20 protein-coding genes and 1 pseudogene are annotated in these 19,078 nt (G+C 65.2%); 7 read left to right on the forward strand and 14 right to left on the reverse strand.

The features are described 5' to 3' along the window. Positions 1–15 precede the first annotated feature (15 nt). Positions 16–2,115 (reverse strand): sugar ABC transporter substrate-binding protein, encoded by a 2,100-nt coding sequence (locus tag ACOQPD_RS08720; RefSeq protein ID WP_420611565.1) that lies wholly within the window; start codon positions 2,113–2,115, stop codon positions 16–18. Between the two features lie 199 nt (positions 2,116–2,314). Between ACOQPD_RS08720 and ACOQPD_RS08725 the strand changes: the two genes are divergently transcribed. Together ACOQPD_RS08725 and ACOQPD_RS08730 are read left to right on the forward strand one after the other, a co-directional pair. Then, positions 2,315–3,199, forward strand: coding sequence for an amidohydrolase family protein (locus tag ACOQPD_RS08725; protein WP_420611566.1), 885 nt, complete (start codon positions 2,315–2,317; stop codon positions 3,197–3,199). Positions 3,200–3,256: 57 nt separating this feature from the next. Continuing rightward, positions 3,257–3,952 (forward strand): SDR family NAD(P)-dependent oxidoreductase, encoded by a 696-nt coding sequence (locus tag ACOQPD_RS08730; RefSeq protein ID WP_420611567.1) that lies wholly within the window; start codon positions 3,257–3,259, stop codon positions 3,950–3,952. A 57-nt stretch (positions 3,953–4,009) separates the two neighbouring features. Here ACOQPD_RS08730 and ACOQPD_RS08735 read toward each other — a convergent pair whose 3' ends face one another. Next, on the reverse strand, positions 4,010–4,246 hold the full coding sequence (locus ACOQPD_RS08735; RefSeq protein ID WP_420611568.1) for a biotin/lipoyl-containing protein: 237 nt from the start codon (positions 4,244–4,246) through the stop codon (positions 4,010–4,012). A 180-nt stretch (positions 4,247–4,426) separates the two neighbouring features. Here ACOQPD_RS08735 and ACOQPD_RS08740 point away from each other — a divergent pair, with 180 nt between their 5' ends. Then, on the forward strand, positions 4,427–4,594 hold the full coding sequence (locus ACOQPD_RS08740; protein WP_420611569.1) for a hypothetical protein: 168 nt from the start codon (positions 4,427–4,429) through the stop codon (positions 4,592–4,594). Next, complete coding sequence (locus ACOQPD_RS08745) at positions 4,591–5,007, forward strand: type II toxin-antitoxin system VapC family toxin (RefSeq protein ID WP_420611570.1); 417 nt, start codon at positions 4,591–4,593, stop codon at positions 5,005–5,007. Before ACOQPD_RS08740 ends, ACOQPD_RS08745 begins: the two co-directional genes overlap by 4 nt. A 58-nt stretch (positions 5,008–5,065) precedes the next feature. On the opposite strand, the gene ACOQPD_RS08750 is transcribed toward ACOQPD_RS08745, so the two are convergent. Both ACOQPD_RS08750 and ACOQPD_RS08755 read right to left on the reverse strand, forming a co-directional pair. Then, positions 5,066–6,058 carry a thiamine pyrophosphate-dependent dehydrogenase E1 component subunit alpha gene (locus ACOQPD_RS08750; protein ID WP_420611571.1) on the reverse strand — a complete coding sequence of 331 codons (993 nt, stop codon included), beginning with the start codon at positions 6,056–6,058 and terminating at the stop codon, positions 5,066–5,068. Continuing rightward, positions 6,055–7,071 (reverse strand): alpha-ketoacid dehydrogenase subunit beta, encoded by a 1,017-nt coding sequence (locus tag ACOQPD_RS08755; RefSeq protein WP_420611572.1) that lies wholly within the window; start codon positions 7,069–7,071, stop codon positions 6,055–6,057. The genes ACOQPD_RS08750 and ACOQPD_RS08755 overlap by 4 nt, the downstream gene beginning before the upstream one ends. 195 nt (positions 7,072–7,266) lie before the next feature. Between ACOQPD_RS08755 and ACOQPD_RS08760 the strand changes: the two are divergent. Next, a pseudogene (locus tag ACOQPD_RS08760) lies at positions 7,267–7,380 on the forward strand (type II toxin-antitoxin system Phd/YefM family antitoxin); the annotation flags it as partial. Between the two features lie 188 nt (positions 7,381–7,568). On the opposite strand, the gene ACOQPD_RS08765 reads toward ACOQPD_RS08760, so the two are convergent. The 9 genes from ACOQPD_RS08765 to ACOQPD_RS08805 form a co-directional block, all read right to left on the reverse strand. Continuing rightward, positions 7,569–8,084, reverse strand: coding sequence for a shikimate kinase (locus ACOQPD_RS08765; protein WP_420611573.1), 516 nt, complete (start codon positions 8,082–8,084; stop codon positions 7,569–7,571). A gap of 62 nt (positions 8,085–8,146) precedes the next feature. Continuing rightward, positions 8,147–10,444, reverse strand: a complete 2,298-nt coding sequence (locus ACOQPD_RS08770) for a DPP IV N-terminal domain-containing protein (RefSeq protein WP_420611574.1) — start codon at positions 10,442–10,444, stop codon at positions 8,147–8,149. A gap of 29 nt (positions 10,445–10,473) precedes the next feature. After that, on the reverse strand, positions 10,474–11,400 hold the full coding sequence (locus ACOQPD_RS08775; RefSeq protein ID WP_420611575.1) for an acetamidase/formamidase family protein: 927 nt from the start codon (positions 11,398–11,400) through the stop codon (positions 10,474–10,476). A 7-nt stretch (positions 11,401–11,407) separates the two neighbouring features. Next, positions 11,408–12,520, reverse strand: a complete 1,113-nt coding sequence (locus ACOQPD_RS08780) for a DegT/DnrJ/EryC1/StrS family aminotransferase (protein WP_420611576.1) — start codon at positions 12,518–12,520, stop codon at positions 11,408–11,410. A gap of 102 nt (positions 12,521–12,622) precedes the next feature. Then, on the reverse strand, positions 12,623–13,609 hold the full coding sequence (locus ACOQPD_RS08785) for a pyridoxal-phosphate dependent enzyme (RefSeq protein WP_420611577.1): 987 nt from the start codon (positions 13,607–13,609) through the stop codon (positions 12,623–12,625). 26 nt (positions 13,610–13,635) lie between these two features. Further along, positions 13,636–14,448 (reverse strand): ABC transporter ATP-binding protein, encoded by an 813-nt coding sequence (locus ACOQPD_RS08790; protein ID WP_420611578.1) that lies wholly within the window; start codon positions 14,446–14,448, stop codon positions 13,636–13,638. Beyond that, a complete protein-coding gene (locus ACOQPD_RS08795; protein ID WP_420611579.1) occupies positions 14,445–15,530 on the reverse strand; it encodes a FecCD family ABC transporter permease in 1,086 nt (361 codons plus the stop codon). Before ACOQPD_RS08795 ends, ACOQPD_RS08790 begins: the two co-directional genes overlap by 4 nt. Beyond that, on the reverse strand, positions 15,527–16,516 hold the full coding sequence (locus ACOQPD_RS08800; protein ID WP_420611580.1) for a FecCD family ABC transporter permease: 990 nt from the start codon (positions 16,514–16,516) through the stop codon (positions 15,527–15,529). Before ACOQPD_RS08800 ends, ACOQPD_RS08795 begins: the two co-directional genes overlap by 4 nt. A 111-nt stretch (positions 16,517–16,627) precedes the next feature. After that, positions 16,628–17,875, reverse strand: coding sequence for an ABC transporter substrate-binding protein (locus tag ACOQPD_RS08805; protein ID WP_420611581.1), 1,248 nt, complete (start codon positions 17,873–17,875; stop codon positions 16,628–16,630). Positions 17,876–18,129: 254 nt separating this feature from the next. On the opposite strand from ACOQPD_RS08805, the gene ACOQPD_RS08810 reads away from it, so the two are divergent. Both ACOQPD_RS08810 and ACOQPD_RS08815 read left to right on the forward strand, forming a co-directional pair. Next, positions 18,130–18,348 carry a DUF4258 domain-containing protein gene (locus ACOQPD_RS08810; RefSeq protein ID WP_420611582.1) on the forward strand — a complete coding sequence of 73 codons (219 nt, stop codon included), beginning with the start codon at positions 18,130–18,132 and terminating at the stop codon, positions 18,346–18,348. Between the two features lie 12 nt (positions 18,349–18,360). Continuing rightward, on the forward strand, positions 18,361–18,606 hold the full coding sequence (locus ACOQPD_RS08815; protein WP_420611583.1) for a hypothetical protein: 246 nt from the start codon (positions 18,361–18,363) through the stop codon (positions 18,604–18,606). A 91-nt stretch (positions 18,607–18,697) separates the two neighbouring features. Here ACOQPD_RS08815 and ACOQPD_RS08820 read toward each other — a convergent pair whose 3' ends face one another. Next, on the reverse strand, positions 18,698–18,823 hold the full coding sequence (locus ACOQPD_RS08820) for a hypothetical protein (protein WP_420611584.1): 126 nt from the start codon (positions 18,821–18,823) through the stop codon (positions 18,698–18,700). Positions 18,824–19,078: the final 255 nt, after the last annotated feature.

Here is a 19,078-nt window from a genome sequence, read left to right on the forward strand (position 1 = left end):
TGATTACCTGCGTTCTCAGCCCGGGTAGAACTGGTCGATGTTGTCCGCGCTCACGAAGACGTGGTTCACGTACAGCGGATCCGGCACCGGGTCCCCGGCGATCATGGCCAGGATGGCCGGGATCACGTAGTTCCCGTAAGTCTCGGGGAAGTACCCCGTCGACCCGATGTACTGCGGGTTCGAGCGGATCTCGCTATGGATCGTGGCGTCAGCGCCCTGGCTGGCATAAACCACCGAGTCCTCGATACCCAGCTCACGGGCCGCTGCCAGAGCCGCCAAACCCATGTCGTCGTTCAAGGACACCACCGCGATCCGCTTGCCCGGATTCGCCGTGAACGTATCCAACACCTTCGGGAACGCACCATCGGTGGTCCCGCCACCATCAATCCGAGTAACGATCCCGGTCGCATCCGGCGACCAGTTCTCGAAGTCGCCGTAGTCAAGACCCGTACACACCTGGGAGATACCCCGAACCATGCCGTTGGCCCGATCGATGTTCACCTGACCGACCACGAAGGTCTCCATGGTCACGACCATATCGATCTCACAACCCCAGTTCTCCTGAGCCCACTGACCAAGCGCCTGGCCGGCCAACTCACCCGCTCTGCCGTTATCAGCCCCGAAGAACAACGCACAAGAAGGATGCGCGATGTCGATCGCGATCACCGGCAGATTCGGGTCGTTCGCCCGCAACTCGTCACAGAGCGCACCCTCGATCGACGCGTCGATCTGGAACTGGATCACACCATCAACCTCAGCCAACGTGAACGTCCGAGCGTTCTCGAGAGCCGTCTCACCGTCAAGGTTGTTATCCGCGTACAACACCTCAACGTTGCACGCCTCAGCAACCTCCATCAGATTGTCCAACACCTGAGTCACGAACGGGATACCAGCAGTCAGATCCCCATAACCAACCGTCAACCCAGCCCCGTCATAACCCTGACACACAGCAGGCATATCCGACATAGCCGTGGGAGCGGCGGTGCCGTCGGCCGGGTAGAACTGGTCGATGTTGTCCGCGCTCACGAAGACGTGGTTCACGTACAGCGGATCCGGCACCGGGTCCCCGGCGATCATGGCCAGGATGGCCGGGATCACGTAGTTCCCGTAAGTCTCGGGGAAGTACCCCGTCGACCCGATGTACTGCGGGTTCGAGCGGATCTCGCTATGGATCGTGGCGTCAGCGCCCTGGCTGGCATAAACCACCGAGTCCTCGATACCCAGCTCACGGGCCGCTGCCAGAGCCGCCAAACCCATGTCGTCGTTCAAGGACACCACCGCGATCCGCTTGCCCGGATTCGCCGTGAACGTATCCAACACCTTCGGGAACGCACCATCGGTGGTCCCGCCACCATCAATCCGAGTAACGATCCCGGTCGCATCCGGCGACCAGTTCTCGAAGTCGCCGTAGTCAAGACCCGTACACACCTGGGAGATACCCCGAACCATGCCGTTGGCCCGATCGATGTTCACCTGACCGACCACGAAGGTCTCCATGGTCACGACCATATCGATCTCACAACCCCAGTTCTCCTGAGCCCACTGACCAAGCGCCTGGCCGGCCAACTCACCCGCTCTGCCGTTATCAGCCCCGAAGAACAACGCACAAGAAGGATGCGCGATGTCGATCGCGATCACCGGCAGATTCGGGTCGTTCGCCCGCAACTCGTCACAGAGCGCACCCTCGATCGACGCGTCGATCTGGAACTGGATCACACCATCAACCTCAGCCAACGTGAACGTCCGAGCGTTCTCGAGAGCCGTCTCACCGTCAAGGTTGTTATCCGCGTACAACACCTCAACGTTGCACGCCTCAGCAACCTCCATCAGATTGTCCAACACCTGAGTCACGAACGGGATACCAGCAGTCAGATCCCCATAACCAACCGTCAACCCAGCCCCGTCATAACCCTGACACACAGCAGGCATATCCGACATAGCCGTGTCCGAGCCGTCATCCATGTCGCCATCGTCGGTTCCGGTGGCAGCGGCCGTCGTGGCCTGGGTAGCGGCCGGGGCGGCAGTGGTCTCCGCCGGTTCGTCGTCGTCGCCTCCACAAGCGACGGCTACCAGCGATAGGGCCGCTAGTACCGCCAGCAACTTGAGTTTCCTCATCAATCCTCCCTCTGATCGCTAAAAGGCTCCCCGTCCCAGCCGGGGAACCGGCAAGCACGACCGGCATAGCCCCGGACATGAGTACCCGCAGGTTAATCGAACGAAACCAGCCGCAGGCCGGGGAACTCCCGGCCTCGATTCCGGCACTGCGTACGGGCTATTCTTCCGGCCCAGGACGGCAACCGGGGAGGCCCAAACGATGAGTGATGTCAGCTTCGTGGACACGCATGTGCACTTCTGGGAGCGGCCCCACCCCACGCTGACCTGGGTCTGGCTGGAGGACGACTTCATCCACCCCCAGCTGGGCGACACGGTTCTCCTCAAGTCGATGAAGCAGTACGCGATCGACGAGTTCGCGGCCGAAGTCGAGGGTGCGGGCGTCTCCAAGGCGGTCCACGTGCAGGCGGCCATCGGCTCGGAGGACCCCGTCGAGGAGACCAAGTGGCTCCAGGCGATGATCGACCGCACCGGCTACCCCCTGGCCATCGTCGGGGACGCACGCATGCAGAGCCCCGACGTCGAAGCGACCATCGAGCGTCACGTCGAGTACGCCAACTTCCGCGGCATGCGTGACTTCGCGCAAGGCGACTACCTGGTAGATCCTGACTTCCACCGGGGATACGCCCTGCTGGAGAAGTACAACCTCGTCTACGACCTCGATGTCTTCTGGGAGAACATGCATAAGGCGGCTGCCATGGCCGCCAAGTTCCCCAACGTCATCCTGGTGGTCGACCACGCCGGCTTCCCGCAGGAACGGACCGCCGAGTACTTCTACAACTGGCAGCAGGGCATCGCCGCCTTCAGGGGCATGGACAACGTCTACATGAAGATCTCCGGCCTCGGCATGGGCGACCACATGGCCGGGCGCAAGTGGACGCTCGACACCATCAGGCCGTGGGTGGAGAGCTGCCTGGAGGTGTTCGGGGTGGAGCAGAGCTTCTTCGGCACCAACTGGCCGGTGGACAAGGACTACTCGACCTACCCGGTGCTGATCGACGCCTACCGCGAGTTGATCTCGGGTTACAGCGAATCCGAGCAGACGGCGCTCTTCTCCGGCAACGCCGAGAAGGTCTACCGGATCTAACTCGAGCGGCCAGTGGCCAGTCGTCACTGACGACTAGTGGATAGGAGGCGAAGCGCGATGAGGAGGACGGCCTTGGTCACCGGGTCGGCGCGCGGGATGGGCGCGGCGATCTGTCGAGTCCTCCGCCAGGATGGCCTGCGCGTGATCGGCGCCGACATCATCGAGCACGAGCACGATGACTCGGACCTATACATCGAGATCGACCTTTCCGATCCCGCCGAGTGCGAACGCCTCGTCGCCGAGGCCGGCGAGGTCGACGTGTTGGTCAACAACGCCGCCATCTTCTTCCACAAGCCGATACCCGAGTTCACCGTTGACGACTTCGACTACACCATCGCGGTGAACTTCCGCGCCAACTTCCTCCTCTGCCGCGGCGTGGTGGAGGGCATGAAAGAGCGCGGCTGGGGGCGGATCATCAACATCTCCAGCGTGGGCGCCCGCACGGGCGGCGTATCGGATTCGGCCGTGTACAACGCCACCAAGGCGGCCATGATCTCGCTGACCAAGAACTTCGCCCGCAACTACGGAGCCTACGGCGTGACCTCCAACGCGGTGGCGCCCGGGTTCGTGGAGGGCTTCATGACCAGCCATGTCACCGATGCCGACCGCGCCCTGTACGTGAGCCAGATACCCGTGGGTCGGTCCTGCCAGCCCGAGGAGATCGCCGACCTGGTTTCGTTCCTGGCCGGGGACGGCGCCTCGTTCATCACCGGCGCCACCATCGACATCAACGGCGGCTGGGTGATGACCTAGCCAGAGCCAGGGTTACAGCAGAACGCTCAGCCTGTCCAGGCCCCGGGTCCCTATTCGTCAGGTCTCGATGGTGCAGACGGGGGTGCCGACGCTTACCTCGTCGTCGATCTCGACCAGCAGCTCCACGACCGTTCCGGACACCGGGGACGGAAGCTCGGCTTCGACCTTGTCGGTCTCCACGATCATCAGGGAGTCGCCCTCGGACACCACGTCCCCCACCGAGACCGACCACTCCAGCACCAGCACCTCGTCCACAGTCTCGCCCAGCTTCGGCATCTTCACGTTGCTACGCATCTCGGTCTCCCTTGGAGAATGCAGAGAAATTACCAGCGGTGCCCGCCGACCAGGGAAACTTGGCCTGTACACCTCAAGATCAGAATGCTGTTATGATGTAGCGTCATGCGTACACAAATCGCCCTTAGTCAGGAACAGCACGCCAGGGTCAAGCAGAAGGCGGCTGCCCTAGGAGTCACAATGGCTGAGTACATACGGCGACTCGTCGATAGCGACCTGGGACCCACCGACACGCTCGCTGACCCGACCTCAATAATCGGGATCGGTCGGTCGGGTGGGAGCGATATCGCGAGCGAGGGCAAGGACGCGGTGGCGACGGCAATCGCCGAATTCACCTCGAACAGGTGACAGTCTTCGTCGACTCGTCGGCCTGGTACGCAACTGCGGACGCCGACGACGCCAGCCATCTGAGAGCCAGTATCCGGATCCAGGAGTTCGCTGGTCGAATGCTGACGAGCGATCACGTACTCATCGAGACATGGTATTTGGCCTCACGCCGGCTGGGTGTGAACACCGCCGAGACCCTGCTGAACAGGATCCGGCGCGGAATAGCCCGGGTCGAGGCCGCCACCCTGGCCGATCTGGAAGTTGCCGCGCAGATTCGAGAGGCCTTCCCCGATCAGCGATTCTCCATCGTCGACCGGACGAGTTGGTCGGTGATGAGGCGACTGGGTATCAACGATGCCATCGCTTTCGACCGGGACTTCTCGATATACCGCTTCGGTCTAGACAGACGACAAGCCTTCACCGTCCACACGTAGGCCGGTAGTCATGTCAGGGCGACTGCTTGGAGTTGTGTCCGCTGATTGATACCTCTGATCAGGGGGCGTGGATGTTGGTGAACATGTCCTCCACCGTCGCCTGGTCGGCAGCCGAGGCCTCGGCCTCGGCTTCGGCGATCCGGGCGGCGACCCGGGCTTCGATCTGCTCGGCCTCCTCCTCGGTCATCTCGCCGTCTTCGATCAGGCGCCGCCGGTAGGTGTTGATCGGGTCGCGCTCGTACCAGCGATCGAACTCGCCCTCCGGCCGGTAGGGCGCCGTGTCCGCCCTCGAATGGCCTGCGTACCGGTAGGTCTTCATCTCGAGCAAGGTCGGACCTTCGCCCGCCCGGGCCCTTGCCAGCGCCACCGACACGGCAGCCTCCACAGTGTCAACGTCCTGGCCGTCCACCACCTCTCCCGGTATGCCGTAGGAGGCAGCCCGGTCCGCGATGTTCTCGACTGGCGTGGTCAGATGGATGGCGCTGTACTCCCCGTACTGGTTGTTCTCGCAGATGAACACCGCCGGCAAATTCCAGATGGCGGCCAGGTTCAACCCCTCGTGGAAAGCGCCGATGTTGGCGGCGCCGTCCCCGAAGATGGCGATGGCGGCGCCGTCCGTGCCCTTCACCTGGGCGGTCAGCGCCGCCCCGGCCGCCACCGGGATGCCGGCCCCGACGATGGCGAAGGTCGGCAGCAACCCGACGGACGTGTCACAGAGATGCATGGAACCGCCCAGGCCCCCCACCGAGCCGATCCGGCGGCCCATGATCTCGGCCAGGACGGTCAGGGGAGGCATGCCCAGGGCCAGGGCATGGCCATGACCGCGGTAGGTACAGGTGACCGAGTCGGTGGGCCGGGCGGCGGCCGCAATACCGACCGAAACCGCTTCCTGGCCCTGGCAGGTGTGGGTGGTGCCGTGGACCAAGCCTTCGAAGAACATGGCCTGGACCCGATCCTCGAAGGTACGTATCTCGAACATCGCCTCGTAGCGGGCGGCACGGCCGGACTTCAGATGGAGGCGTCGATCCAGGGAGGCGTTGGCGCCGCTCATGCCATCACCTCCTGGCACTCCCACCAGTGGGGAGGTCGGGTCCCGGTATCGAGCAGGGCGCCGATCTGGCCGGAAACGTAATCGGGGCCTGGCAGGTAACGCTGCTCCAATTCCTTGCCGTACGGAACGTGGATGTCAGGACAGGTGATGCGGATTGGCGGCGCCTTGAGGTCTCCGAACAGCTCACTCGTCACGAAGGCGGTTATCTCGCCTCCCCACCCGCCGGTGAGCGGGTTCTCCTCCACCGTCACCAGGCGTCCGGTCTTCGACACCGACTCGACCAGCGCCTTCTTGTCGTAGGGAACCAGGGTCTGAAGGTCGATGACCTCGGCGGACCAGGAGGCTGCCTCGACGGCCTGGAGGGCGGCGGGAACCATGGCGCCGAGGGCCACCACGGTCACATCAGATCCTTCGCGGACGGTGGCGGCCCGGCCCAAGGGAATCACGCCCTCTTCGCCCCGCTGGACCGGTTCTCGCTTGGCGTAGAGGGCCCGGGGCTCCAGGAACACAACCGGGTTGTCGTCACGGATGGCCGCCCGGAGCAGCCCGTAGGCGTTATGGGCGCCCGAGGCGACCGCCAGCTTGACCCCCGGCGTGCTGTACATCCACGATTCCAGCGTCTGGGAGTGCTGGCACCCGAAACCGAGGCCCGCCCCGATGGAGCCACGCACGGTGAGCGGCACCGTGACCGTCCCGCGCGACAGGTAGTGGAACTTGGCCGCCTCGGTGACCAGTTGGTCGAGAGCCACCCCGATGAACTCGATGAACATGATCTCGATCACCGGACGGAGCCCAGTGGCAGCAGCGCCCACGGCGGCGCCAAGGAAGCCCATCTCCGAGATCGGGGTATCCCGCACCCGTGACGGCCCGAACTCGTTGAGCAGCCCCGCCGAGGTCTTGAACGGCCCTTCGGCCACCGCGATGTCCTCGCCGAACATCACCACATCGGGGCTGTCGCGCATCTCATCGGCCAGCGCCGTGGCAATCGCCTGGTTCATCCGCATCTTGCGCATTGCTGACCTCCTCGGGCGTCCCGCGACTAGGAGGGTACTGAAACTGTCCAGTCGGCCGTTCGCCGACAATAGGCCCAGGTCGAGCTGTAGTGCGCCGACCCATCCCCGTCTTTCGGCACCCTCCTCTACCGAGACTGGCGCAGCGGGAGAATGGGTGACCATCACCTCTTGGTCGGGTATGGCTAGGTTATGAATATGCCTACAACGACAGTAGACACTTCCGAAGCGAAGTCAGGATTGTCCGAGTTGATCCGCATGGCCCGGACGGGCGTGGAGGTCATCGTCGCTCGTAACGGGCAACCGGTGGCCAAGATCATCCCCTGGCCTCCGCCCCAGCCCGAGCGCCGACCAGGCGCATGGTCGGGCCAGGTCGAGTACCACGGTGACATCATCGGACCTGATGAGGATGCCATCGCGATGTTCACCGAATCCACCGCTTTGGCGGCGACCGAGTACGGCGCCCAACCGCCTCCTCTCCTCTCGTTTGAAGGCGGCGATCAGGGTGCTTGCCAGAGCCTCCAGATCTCCTCGGCGGCGTGCTTGCGGGTTTTTCCGTCCATAGGGATGCTCATGTGGGCGGCTTCCTCGTACAGGTGTTTACGGGCCTCCCAGATCTCGGTGTAGCGCCTGGCCAGGTCGCTATGGCCCAGCAGCAGGGGGCGGTTCTTGGTCTTGCCCTTGGCGATCAGGGAAGCGATGGACGGCTTGAGCCACACCACCAGTCCGGTCTCCCGCATCAGAGAGCGGTTTGCCTTGTCGAGGATGGCGCCTCCGCCGGTGGCGACCACCAGCCGTTCCGCGAGGCCGGCGATCCGCGCCACCTCCCCGGACTCCATGGACCGGAAGGCCGGCTCGCCGTGCGTGGCGAAGATCTGCGGAATGGTCATTCCCGCCTGATCCACGATCTGGTCGTCCGTATCCACCAAGGGGAAACCACTGAGTCCGGACAGCCTCCGGCCCACCTTTGTCTTCCCGGAACTCATCATCCCGATCAGCCATAGCTTGGAAGTCATTCCTCCACACTATCCGGACCGGGCGAACAGGATCCAACGCCGGTGGACCACCGCGGGAGGACTCAACCGCGACCGCCTACCCGGTATCCGGGGGGAGGTTCTTCCCCCATCAGGTGCTCCACGAAATAGTCCCAGCGGCGACGGGTGAAGTAAGGATCCTCGTTCCATGTGCCCCATGTCGCGGCGTAGTCATGGTTACGGTTGGGGAGAACCAGCAGGTCGAAGTCCCGGTTGGCCTCGATCAGAGCATCGACTAGTTGGAGGGTCGCCGCAGGATTGACATTGTCGTCGAGATCACCTGTCACCAGGAGCAGCTTGCCCCGGAGATTCCCTGCCAGCGTCCGGTTGGCCTGTCCCTCCCAGCCGGGTCCCGGGCACGGTCCGATCCAGCGCTCGCCCCATGTGACATTGGTGAGCGCCTGGTCGTGATTTCCGGCCGAGGCCACGCCCACCCGGTACAGGTCCGGGTATTCGAGCATTGCGCGGACCGCGGCGTACGCGCCTGCCGAGTGGCCGTAGATGCCAACCCGGTCGAGATCAAGATACGGTCGGGCCTCGGCCAACTGCGCCAGCACCGCCACGTGATCGGCAAGGCTGCCCGCCGGCCCGTCCTTGCCGTACTGCGCATCGAGGAAAGCCTTGGACCTCCCCGGCGTCCCCCGCCCGTCAACGGTGAAGACCACGAATCCGAGGTCGGCGAGGCATCGGGTGCTCTCCCCCACCAGGTCGGTGAAACCGCGGGGGGTTCTGGTGGCCTGGGGACCCGGATAGATGCTCTCGACCACCGGGTACTTCCCGGCGGGATCGAAGTCGTGGGGCAGAACGATCATCCCGTGCAGGTCGGTTTCGCCGTCGCTTGCCTTGGCGATGAACCGCTCCGGGTATCGCCATCCCGTGGCGAGGAGGGGAGAGACGTCGGCTTCTGCCACCTGTGCGACCAGCTCGCCCGAGGACTTCCTCAGAACCGTCCTAGGTGGTTGGTCGATCCGCGAGAACCGGTCCACGAAGTAGCGGCCGTCCGGCGAGAAGTCCACCCAGGGAGGCCACTCTCCGTGCTCGGCATCCTCCGGCGTCAGGAGGCGAGGAACTCCTCCGTCGAGGCTCAGGGCATAGAGGTGGTGGTAGTACGGATCCCTCGATGCTTCCCTGCCGGTTCCCATGAAGAAGGCGGTCCGCCCCACCTCGTCGACCCGCAGCAAGTCGGTCACCAGCCATTCGCCTTCCGTCAACTGCCGTATCGGATGACCTTCACCGTCGAGGAGGTACAGGTGACCCCAACCGCTCCTGGCCGAGTACCAGATGATCTCCTGACGATCCCTTTTCACCCAAACATTGGGACGGCCGTAGTAGAGAGCGTTGAGGTCGATCGGCCTGTCGCCCACCTCCTCCACGAGCACCGCGCAGTCACCGGTCGCCGGATCGGCCGAGACCAGCCGGACCGAGCGCCGGTCCCGATCCCAGTGCAGGAAGAACACCGCGTCGCTACCCGCCGACCACCAGGCATGACCCAGCTCGATGGGTGTCAGAAACGACGACTCGAGCGGGGGCCTCGACATATCCGTGCGCGTACCGGTCCCTGTCTCGAACACAACCAGGTGCGCCGACGGAAGTTCGGCATCGCCCGGCAGGGCTTGCCGATACGAGTGGATGCGGGGTCGCAGCGACCCGTCCGGAGGCGCCCCCTGCCACAGATACATCGTCCCGACCCGCCGCTCGTCGAGTCTGTGGGTCAGTAGGTAACGCTCGTCCGGCGACCAGAGCACCCTCGGGGCGACGGCGCGGCTCCCGAGGCGGTCGGTGATCGCCGAGTTGCGGCCCTCCGGGGACGACCCGTAGCCGTAGGCGGCTTCGGCGTCGCTGGTCAGAGCCACCGAGGTGCCTTCGAGGTGATCGACCAGCACCAGGTCGCCCTCGTTCGCCTTCACCTCGTACCTCCCGGAAGGTGAGAGGCTCCCGGACCGGTTCGCCGGTCCCGGGACAGCCGTCCGCCGCAAGGAGGAGCCATCGAGCCCGCACTCCCACGAGCCTTCATCGGCCTCGAAACCGATGCGGCATCCGTCGGCTACGTATTCGAACGTCTCGAATGGAAGCCGCAGGGGCTCGACCTCCCTCCCGAGTGCCACGGAGAGAGCCCGGGCCACCCGCCGGTGGTCGAACGCCTCCCGCCGGTGGCCATTCTCGGCGTCCACCAGCATGAAGCGGTGACCGGAGACCGATTCGGCGCGATACCAGAAGGCGGTGGAGTCCGGTAGCCATCGCGGCCTCGTTTCGAGACCGAACACCAGGGACTTGGCGTTCCGGTGGAGCATCGCTTCAGCGCGGCGGTAGCGCTCCCGCATGGCCGGTCGGCGGTCGGTCATCGGTCCCGGTCCCGGCTAGCCGGCAACTGTCACAGCAGTCCCAGGAGAAGTTCCTGCCTGACACCTGCGACGTAGGTGATGGTCGGGTTCACCACCTGAGTGGCGCGCGCTTCGAGAATCTGGCTCAGCAGCAGGACGGTTTCTCGGGGTTCGAACCCGTAGTCGGCTTGGAGCCAGCGGATCAGCTCGCCGACGGCCAGCCTGAAGGCGCTCTCCGCGGGCCGGTCGGCCGCCACCGCGAAGATGTGATCGGGGGTGACGATCCGGGGCCAGATCATCCCCTCCGGCCGTTGCGTCAGCTCGACCCTGAGCCGCAGCCGGGCGCTCGTCTCGACTCCGGTCCCCCCGATCTCGCCGTCGCCCTGCACCGCGTGGACATCGCCGATGTGCAGCAGGGCGCCAGGTACATTGACGACCAGGCGCACCCTGGCGCCCGGCCCGACCTCCTGCACGTCCATGTTCCCGCCCCAGTGGCCGACCCTTACCGTCGACTGGGCTTCGTGGGCTGGGGCAACGGCCACCATTCCCACCATCGGTCGGGCGGGGATGGTCAATCCTCGATCCCAGATCACGTGGCCTTCACATATCCGAACGACACGCGCCGCGGCGAGATCCGACGCCGTAACGGGTGTGCTCGGAAAGAGCCGGTTGTTGCCCGCGAACGTGGCGTACCCGACCGGCGCCAGTTCCATGTCCTCGATCACGACGTCTATCACCATTCCGGGTTCGGCGCCGCGCACCCGGATGGCTCCCGAGGACGGGTTGGCGCGCTCGACCTCGTAGGAGTGGTGCCTCGACCAGTCGTCCCGAAGGTCGCGAGGCACCGCCGAGATGTCAGGACCCCGGTTCATCTGGGTGACCACCTCGAACACCTCGCCCGGCTCCACCCGCAGGGTGGGACGGTTGTTCGGGCTTGCCTCGTAATAGAGGGGCGAGGGCCCCTGGCGCCGGATCATCTGCCGGTCATCCTCCCAGGATCTCCGCCAACCTGTCGGCGATGATCCTCTCCTGGCCCTCCGCCAAGGTGGATACCCGGATGTCGAGATGGTCCCGGTCCGGGTCCACCCACTGGTAATGGGGTCGAAGGATGACACAGGGCTCCCCGGCGTGCAGCTCCTTCACCACCTCGGCCAGGCTCTTGGGCGACCGCGACCGGTCGAACGTGACCCGCAGGGAGTCCGGTGGTTTCGGATCGGCTGTGACGGACCCGTCCGCGTACGAGAAGCGCAGGAAAGGGAACCCTTCGAGACGGGACCGCATGTTGTCCATCAGCCGCCGGTACCGGCGGAACCGTTGCCCGTGGTCCATCTCCAGCCAGGTTTTCAAGGCCGCGTAGGCCGCCACGATCTCGGTGCGCCCGACCTTCATATGCCTTCCGAACGCCTGCGCGTCCGGTCCCTCGAAGGCCAGGTAGCTGTTCATGCGGGCCGCCGCGACACCGGCGGCCGTTCCGGTGAGGATGCCCGCCATGGACCCGGCGCCGAAGAACTTGCCGCTGTAGGTTGCGAAGTCGGCGCCGGCCCGGACGTACTTGCTGAAGTTCTCGAGGGGGTACACCTGCTCGGCCGCGTCGACGATCACTGCCAGGTCATAGCGCTTCGCGATCTTCAGAACCCGGTCGAAGGGAACCACATTGGGCGCACCGGGCGCATAGAAGAAGATCGCCGCCGTCCTCTCGCCTATCACGCTCTCGATGTCGGCGTCCGACGTGGATCTATCGTCACCGGCCAGCACGATCCGGCCGCCGGCTCCCTCGAGGCACCGATCGTAGAAGGTGCGCTTGCCGGCCTGGACCACGAACTCGTGGCGGAGCCCGGTGGTATCGGGAATCCGTGCTACCCGGTCCTTCTTCCCTTCCGTGATGCAGGCAGCTGTGGCCAGAACTGTTGCGGCCGCCGCTCCGGGCGTCACCAGGGCAGCTTCGATCCCGAGCATCCCGGCAATCGCCCGACCGGCCGCGTCGGAGAGGCTCTCCACTTCCAGGAAAGACTCGTTGGCCGCCGAGATAGCATCCAGCACCGGCCCCCGAGGGAGGCTGCCGCCCAGGCCGGTCAGATCGTTGTGAGCATTGATCACCGGCCCGACTCCTAGATCCGACAGAATCCCGTGCCCGGTCCGCCGACCGCTCATGAGACGGACACGACCCCGGTTACCGGCATGATCGGAGACGGGTGGGCATCACCCTGCCCTGGTTGTAAGGATCTCGGCCAGCCGCTCGGCGCCGATGCTCCCGCCGCTCAATATGCAGGCGACGGGGCCATCCCTCCGGTCCCCGAGGGCCGCGGCCAGAGACATGGCGCCTGAGCCCTCCACCACCAGCTTGTTCCCCAGTGCCAGGCGGGCGATGGCCGTGCGCACATCGTCCTCGGAGACCAGTACGACCCTATCCACCACCGAGCTCACCAGCGGGTACATCTCGTCGACCACCACCGGTACCGACGTGCCGTCGCAGATCGTGGCCGCTGCCTGGACCCATGCCGGCCGGCCGGCCTCCAGGGCCGCTCCCAGCGAGGGGCAGGCTGTGCTCTGCACTCCCACGACCTCGACGGCCGGCCGGAGTTCTTTGATGACGCTGCCGATCCCCGACACCAGGCCTCCGCCCCCCACAGGTATGTAGACGGCCGACAACTCGGACAGCTCATCGAGCAGTTCGAGACCGATCGTTCCGGAGCCCGCCAGCATCGCCCGGTCACCCCAGGGGTTGAGGTAGCTGTACGGCTCCTGTTCCCATCCGCGGTCGAACACGTAGTCCATGAGTGCCGAGAACGGAACCGGCACCGGGGTGACGCCGTAGGAGCGGACCCCATCGACCTTCACTCTCGGAGCGCTGTCCGGCAGGAGACTCCTCGCCGGGACCCCCAGAAGGTTGGCCACGTACCCGAGGGCCTGGGCGGTGTTGCCGGCGCTCTGCGTGCTCAGCCCCCGCTCGCGCTCGGCGGCGGACAGTGAGCGGCCCCAGTTCAGCACGCCCCGGAGCTTGAACGATCCGGCGGGTTGGAGGCATTCCGCCTTGAGCCAGACCGGCTCCCCCGGCTCCATCGTCTTGTACCGCAGGAGCGGTGTGCGCAACGCCACGCCGCTGATCCGACCGGCCGCCTCCTCCACGTCGCGGATGGACGGTGGAGGAATGGGAGGGCCGCCGGAGCCGGTTCTCATCTGGTTCATTCGTTCACTCCCTGCCGTCGTTGCCGTCAAAGGATCGGAGAGTAGGGCATGCAGATCGGTGATCCGGTCCTCGGGTCAACGACCACCGAGGCCTCGACGCCGAAGCAGTCCCGCAGCAGTCCGGGCGTCAGGACCTCGTCCGGGGCACCGTCAGCCACAACCTCACCGCCGGACATGGCGATCATGCGGTCCGAGAACCTGGCCGCATGATTGAGGTCGTGGAGCACCATGACGATGGTCACTCCGCGGTCTCGATTCAGGCTCGACACCAGCTGCAGCAGATCCAGTTGGTGCCCGACGTCCAGGAAGGTGGTGGGCTCGTCCAGGAGGAGAATCTCGGTTCTCTGGGCGAGAGCGAGCGCCATCCAGGCGCGCTGGCGCTCGCCCCCCGAAAGCGTGTCGATGGGACGGTGGACGAAATCCCCGAGACGGGTCATCCTGAGGGCCTCCTCGATCGCCTCATCGTCCTGGCGGCGGAGCATCCCGAGCGTGCCGACATGGGGAAACCGGCCTTGCTCGACCAACTCCAGCACGGTGAGTTCGGCCGGCACCTCGTGCGTCTGCGGGAGGATCGCCATCTGGCGGGCCACCTCCCGGGTCGGCAGACGGTTTATATCCCGACCGTTGAGGTAAACGGTGCCTGCCAGGGGTGCGATCAGGCGCGCCAGGGTCTTGAGGGTGGTGCTCTTCCCCGATCCGTTGGGACCGACCAGAGCCGTCCTGCTCCCCCGCTCGACGCCGAGGCTGAGATGCTGAGACACCACATGCCGTCCGTATCCCGTGGAGATCGCCTCGGTCAAGAAGGCGGGAACCCCGACCATCGGCTCGTCCCGGGTCATCGGATGCGTTCCCGCACGAGGTAGAGGAAGAACGGTGCTCCCACCAGGGCGGTGAAGGCTCCGACGGGTACGCGGCTCCCGCTCTCGGTCCGGATGTCGACGAAGGGAACCCAGTCGAGTGAGAACACGCGAGCCAGAAGGTCGGCGCCCACCAGGATGACGGCCCCGACCAGAGCCGAGCAGATCAGGAGCCGCCGCAGGTCCGAGCCGACCAGGGTGCGGGCCAGATGCGGACCGATGAGACCCAGGAAGGCGATGCCGCCGACGACGGACACCGATCCCGCCGCGAGCACCACCGCGGTCAGGAGGATGAACGCACGGGCCAACTCGGAACGCAGTCCGAGACTCACCGACATGTTGTCGCCCAACTGGAGCGCATTGGCGAGAGGGATGGACACGACCACGAGCGGAAAGGCCAGGACGGCGACAGGAATTAGAAAGACCAGGTGGTCCCATGTCCTGGTGCTCAGCGAGCCGACCAACCACCTGACGATCGAATCGATGTGGCTGCCCGAGATCAGCACCATGAACGACGTGACCGATGAGATCGCGGCGGCGACGATCACGCCGGTCAGGATCAGCCGGACGGGATCGGTGCCGGCGCGGCGGTGGCTGAGTACGTAGACGACGGCTCCGGCCGCCAGACCACCCGCGATCGCCGCCAGGGGCACCAGGGTGTTCAGGTCGTTGAGCGCCCCTTCCGACCCGAAGGTGAGCACCAGCGCCAGGACCGCTCCGAGGACGGCGCCCTGGCTCACGCCGACCGTTGCAGGAGCAGCCAGAGGATTCCGGAGAACCGACTGGAGGAGGGCCCCGGACGAGGACAGCATCGACCCGGCCAGCGCCGCGATCAGGACCCTAGGCAGTCGCACCTCCCACACCGAGATGCGGTGGTGGACTTCCTCCGCCCGGTCGAACAGGGCCTTGAGGACCAGATCGGGACCGAAGATCACCGGACCCAGCATCACGTAGGCGAACATCACAGCCACGAGCACCGCGCCGAGCGACACCAGCACGCGCCGGGACCGGACCTCCGGTGTGGCAGCAGCCTTCCTGCGCGGCTCGACGGCAGCGGCGGTCACGGGATGGCCCTCCTCCGCGACAGCCCTCGTTGCATGAGCACCAGCAGTACCGGAGCACCGAGCACAACGGTCCACAGACCGACCGCAACCTCGTGAGGATGAAGGGCGAGCCGGGCAGCCATGTCGGCGGCCACAACGAGGATCGCGCCTACCGCGGCAGAGACCGGGAGGACGATCCGGGCGTCCGAGGTCCGCAGCAGCCTGCGGACGATGTGCGGCGACACGAGCGCAACGAATCCGATCGGGCCGGCGATGGCGATCACCGGGGCCACCAGCAGCACCGACGCGCAGAACAAGAGCGCCCTGGTGCGCCGGACACCGACACCCAGTCCCTCGGCCGTCTCGTCACCCAGCTTCAGGATGTTCAATGGCCTCCCGGCCAGCAGGAATACCACGGGAAGGGCGATCGTCCAAGGGGCCACCAGGCGCACCTCCTCCCATTGAACATCGGAGAGGCTCCCGACCAGGAAACGGTAGATGACCGATACGCCGCCGAAATTGGGGGCGAGCGTGATGACCGCTATCACCAGCGCGTTCAGCAGGGCGGTGAAGGCCGCTCCCGCCAGCAGCATACGCATGGGGTTGCTCTTCAGGCTGACCAACGACAGGATCACCGCGCCCGTAGCGAGACCGGCCAGCAGAGCGGCCATCGGCAGGGCGATGCCGGGAAACGGGAGCCGGAACGCGACGATGGTGGCGACCGCCAGGGAGGCTCCCGCCGACACGCCGATCAGCTCCGGGCCGGCTAGAGGGTTCCGGAGCGTGTCCTGCATCACCGCGCCCGAAACACCGAGCATGCCGCCCGCTACCAGTCCGCCTACGAGTCTCGGAAGCCGCAGGTTCGCCACGATGAACTGCTGGTTGCCCTCGGACGTCCCCGAACTGAACAGGGCGGCCAATACCTGCCCGGCCGACAGGTTGGGTGTCCCGCGCATGAGCGACACCACAGCCACCACTGCACCGAGGCCGGCGACTACGACCAGCACGATGACCGCTCGTGTCCACCGGCCCCGGAACAGCGAAGTCTCCTCAGGTAGAGGAGGGCCGTAGGACCGGACGACCCTCCTCTACAGGCTTGGGCCTCTGCTTGACCCCGGCTAGGCCGCCGGCAACCACACCGACAGGTCTCCAGGGTGGTCGTAGATGGCGGGCCATCCGGCATTCAGGTAGCACTGGTAAGCCCACTGGAGCATCAGCAGCCCGTGGCCGAAGGAGCCGGCCGAGTCCTCTTCGCACACCCTGCCTTCGCGATGGGCGGTGGTCTGGAGCCATACCTCCTGGGTAACGGTGTCGTAGCGGGCGCTTCCGGGCCAGGTGATCATCACCCATACCTCGGGATCGGTCTCCACGATGAACTCCCAGGAGAACTCACTGTCCGGAGAACCGTACTCGGACTCACCCTGGTCAGGGAAGGCACACGTCCCGGCTCCCTCGGAATGGAGGAACTCGCAGAATGAGGACGAGTCCCAGATCATCCAGTTCGTGTCCCCGAATCCGACCGCCACCCTGGTATCCACCGCACCGGCGGGAAGCGCAGCCGACAGGGCCGCGACGTTGGAGTCGAACCTGGCGATGGCTGCAGCTGCCTCATCCTGCCGGCCGGTCAGGACGCCCACGCCGATCCACCCCTCCTTGAGGGTCTCGACACCACCGATATCCACCAGATACACAGGCGCTACGACCTCGAGCGCATCACGGACCTCTTCCTCGCCAACCCGTCCGATGATCAGGTCGGGTTCATACTGCGCGACTTCCTCCACCGACATGCGATCGCCGAGCACGGGAATCTCAGCAGCTCCGTCGCCGTAGTAAGCGGCAGCGCTGCCCCACCCGTCGCCTCGATGCTGGGCGATTGGCACTATTCCCAGGTCCGACGTGAGGTCGGTGCAGTTGTCCTGAACGCACAGAACCCGCTCGGCAGGACTGTCAAGGGTGATCTCTCGCCCGCTCCCGTCCGTGACCGTCAGGGTCATGGGCTCGTCCTCGTGCTCGTGCTCGTCTTCGTCCTCGTGCTCGTGCTCGTCTTCGTCCTCGTGCTCGTCCTCTTCGTGCTCGTGCTCGTCTTCGTCCTCGTGCTCGTGCTCGTCCTCTTCGTGCTCGTCTTCGTCTTCGTGCTCGTGCTCGTGGTCTTCTTCGTCCTCGTGCTCGTCAGTTTCCGGGGGAGCGGAGGTGGTGGTCGTGGCCGAGGTGGTGGTTGTGGTCTCGGCCATCGCGGTGGTGGCCGCCGTAGTGTCGCTCGCGTCCTCGCCACCGCATGCGGTCGCTACCAGAAACAATGCCAAAAGCGCACCGCAGAGCCGGACGCTCCGGCGGGATAGGGACTCGAAGACTCTCCGACCGACCATGACGTAGCAATTCCCTTCGGGTAGGTGACTCCCGAAATGATAATGATTCTCATTTTTAAGTCAAGAGGGTCCGCCGCAACCGCTTATCATCAGCAAGTCATCGCCAACCTGCCCTGAGAGACCCGCCTTCTGCAGACACCCACGATGAAAGGGCCGACGCCGGTGTCGTCGGCGTGACGGCGAATACGGTGTCCAAGACCCCCGGCACGGCTGTATAGATAAGGACAGGACGTAGTAAAGAAAGATCGGCCAGGATGAGATTCCGCTATAGCCACCACGCCCGAGTGCGAATGACCGAGCAGGACATCGACCCAGAAATGGTCAACCAGGTGCTCGCGGCCCCCGAACAGCGTGTCGAGGGCGACACTGCGCACGAGTTTCGAGCAATGGTGGGCCGTCGTCTCCTGAACGTAGTGGTCTCCGCCGACCCCAGGACGGCTATCGTGATTACAGTGTTTTGGGTCACCGAGTGACTGGGGTCTCCGATGCAGGTTCGCTACGACTCGGATGCGGACGTGATCTTCGTGGTGCTGCGTCCGCCCTCAGGTGGAGAGGCCGGCGGTAAGCGGCTTGACGACACGCGTATCGCCCACCTCGACACGTCCGGACGCGTATTCGCATACGAATTCCTGGCCGTGAGCAGCGGGATCTCCTTCGACGGAATCGCAACCGACGACCTCGCCCTCATGACCGAGGCACTCCAACCGGTGAAGCGGCTCGCAGTCGCCTGACGAGCTCCCGGCGGCCCTGGACAAGCCATAGGAGTACGTGCGCATCGAGAAGGATCAACCGGCTTGAAGCGTTGATGGGGTTCAGTCCTTGTCAGGATTCCCCGATGGCCTCCCACTCGACGTCGACAGGGTCGCCCACGTCCCCGACGATCTCGAACCTACCCTGATCGATGTCGAACAGCGTCTCGGGTCTGGTCAGGTACGGCACAAGCCGCATGACCGGCTGCCCGTCTTTGGTTGATCACCAGTTCCTGGCCGCTAGCCGCGACTTCGTCCACAAGCATGAGGCACTTGGCCTTGAACGCAGACGCACTGATGGTCCGCTCACCTGCGGGCTCACCCGTCATTGGTTCTCCATCATGCACTCCTGGGTGGGACCAAAGAACACCCGGCTCTATGCGCAGAAGAGAACCCCGCTGGGGACCGTTCCGCAATACCCGAACGAGGGTCGTATACCTAACCGCGAGGCTAC

It is taken from the genome of Candidatus Spongiisocius sp., assembly GCF_965221825.1.
Lineage (GTDB): Bacteria > Actinomycetota > Acidimicrobiia > Spongiisociales > Spongiisociaceae > Spongiisocius.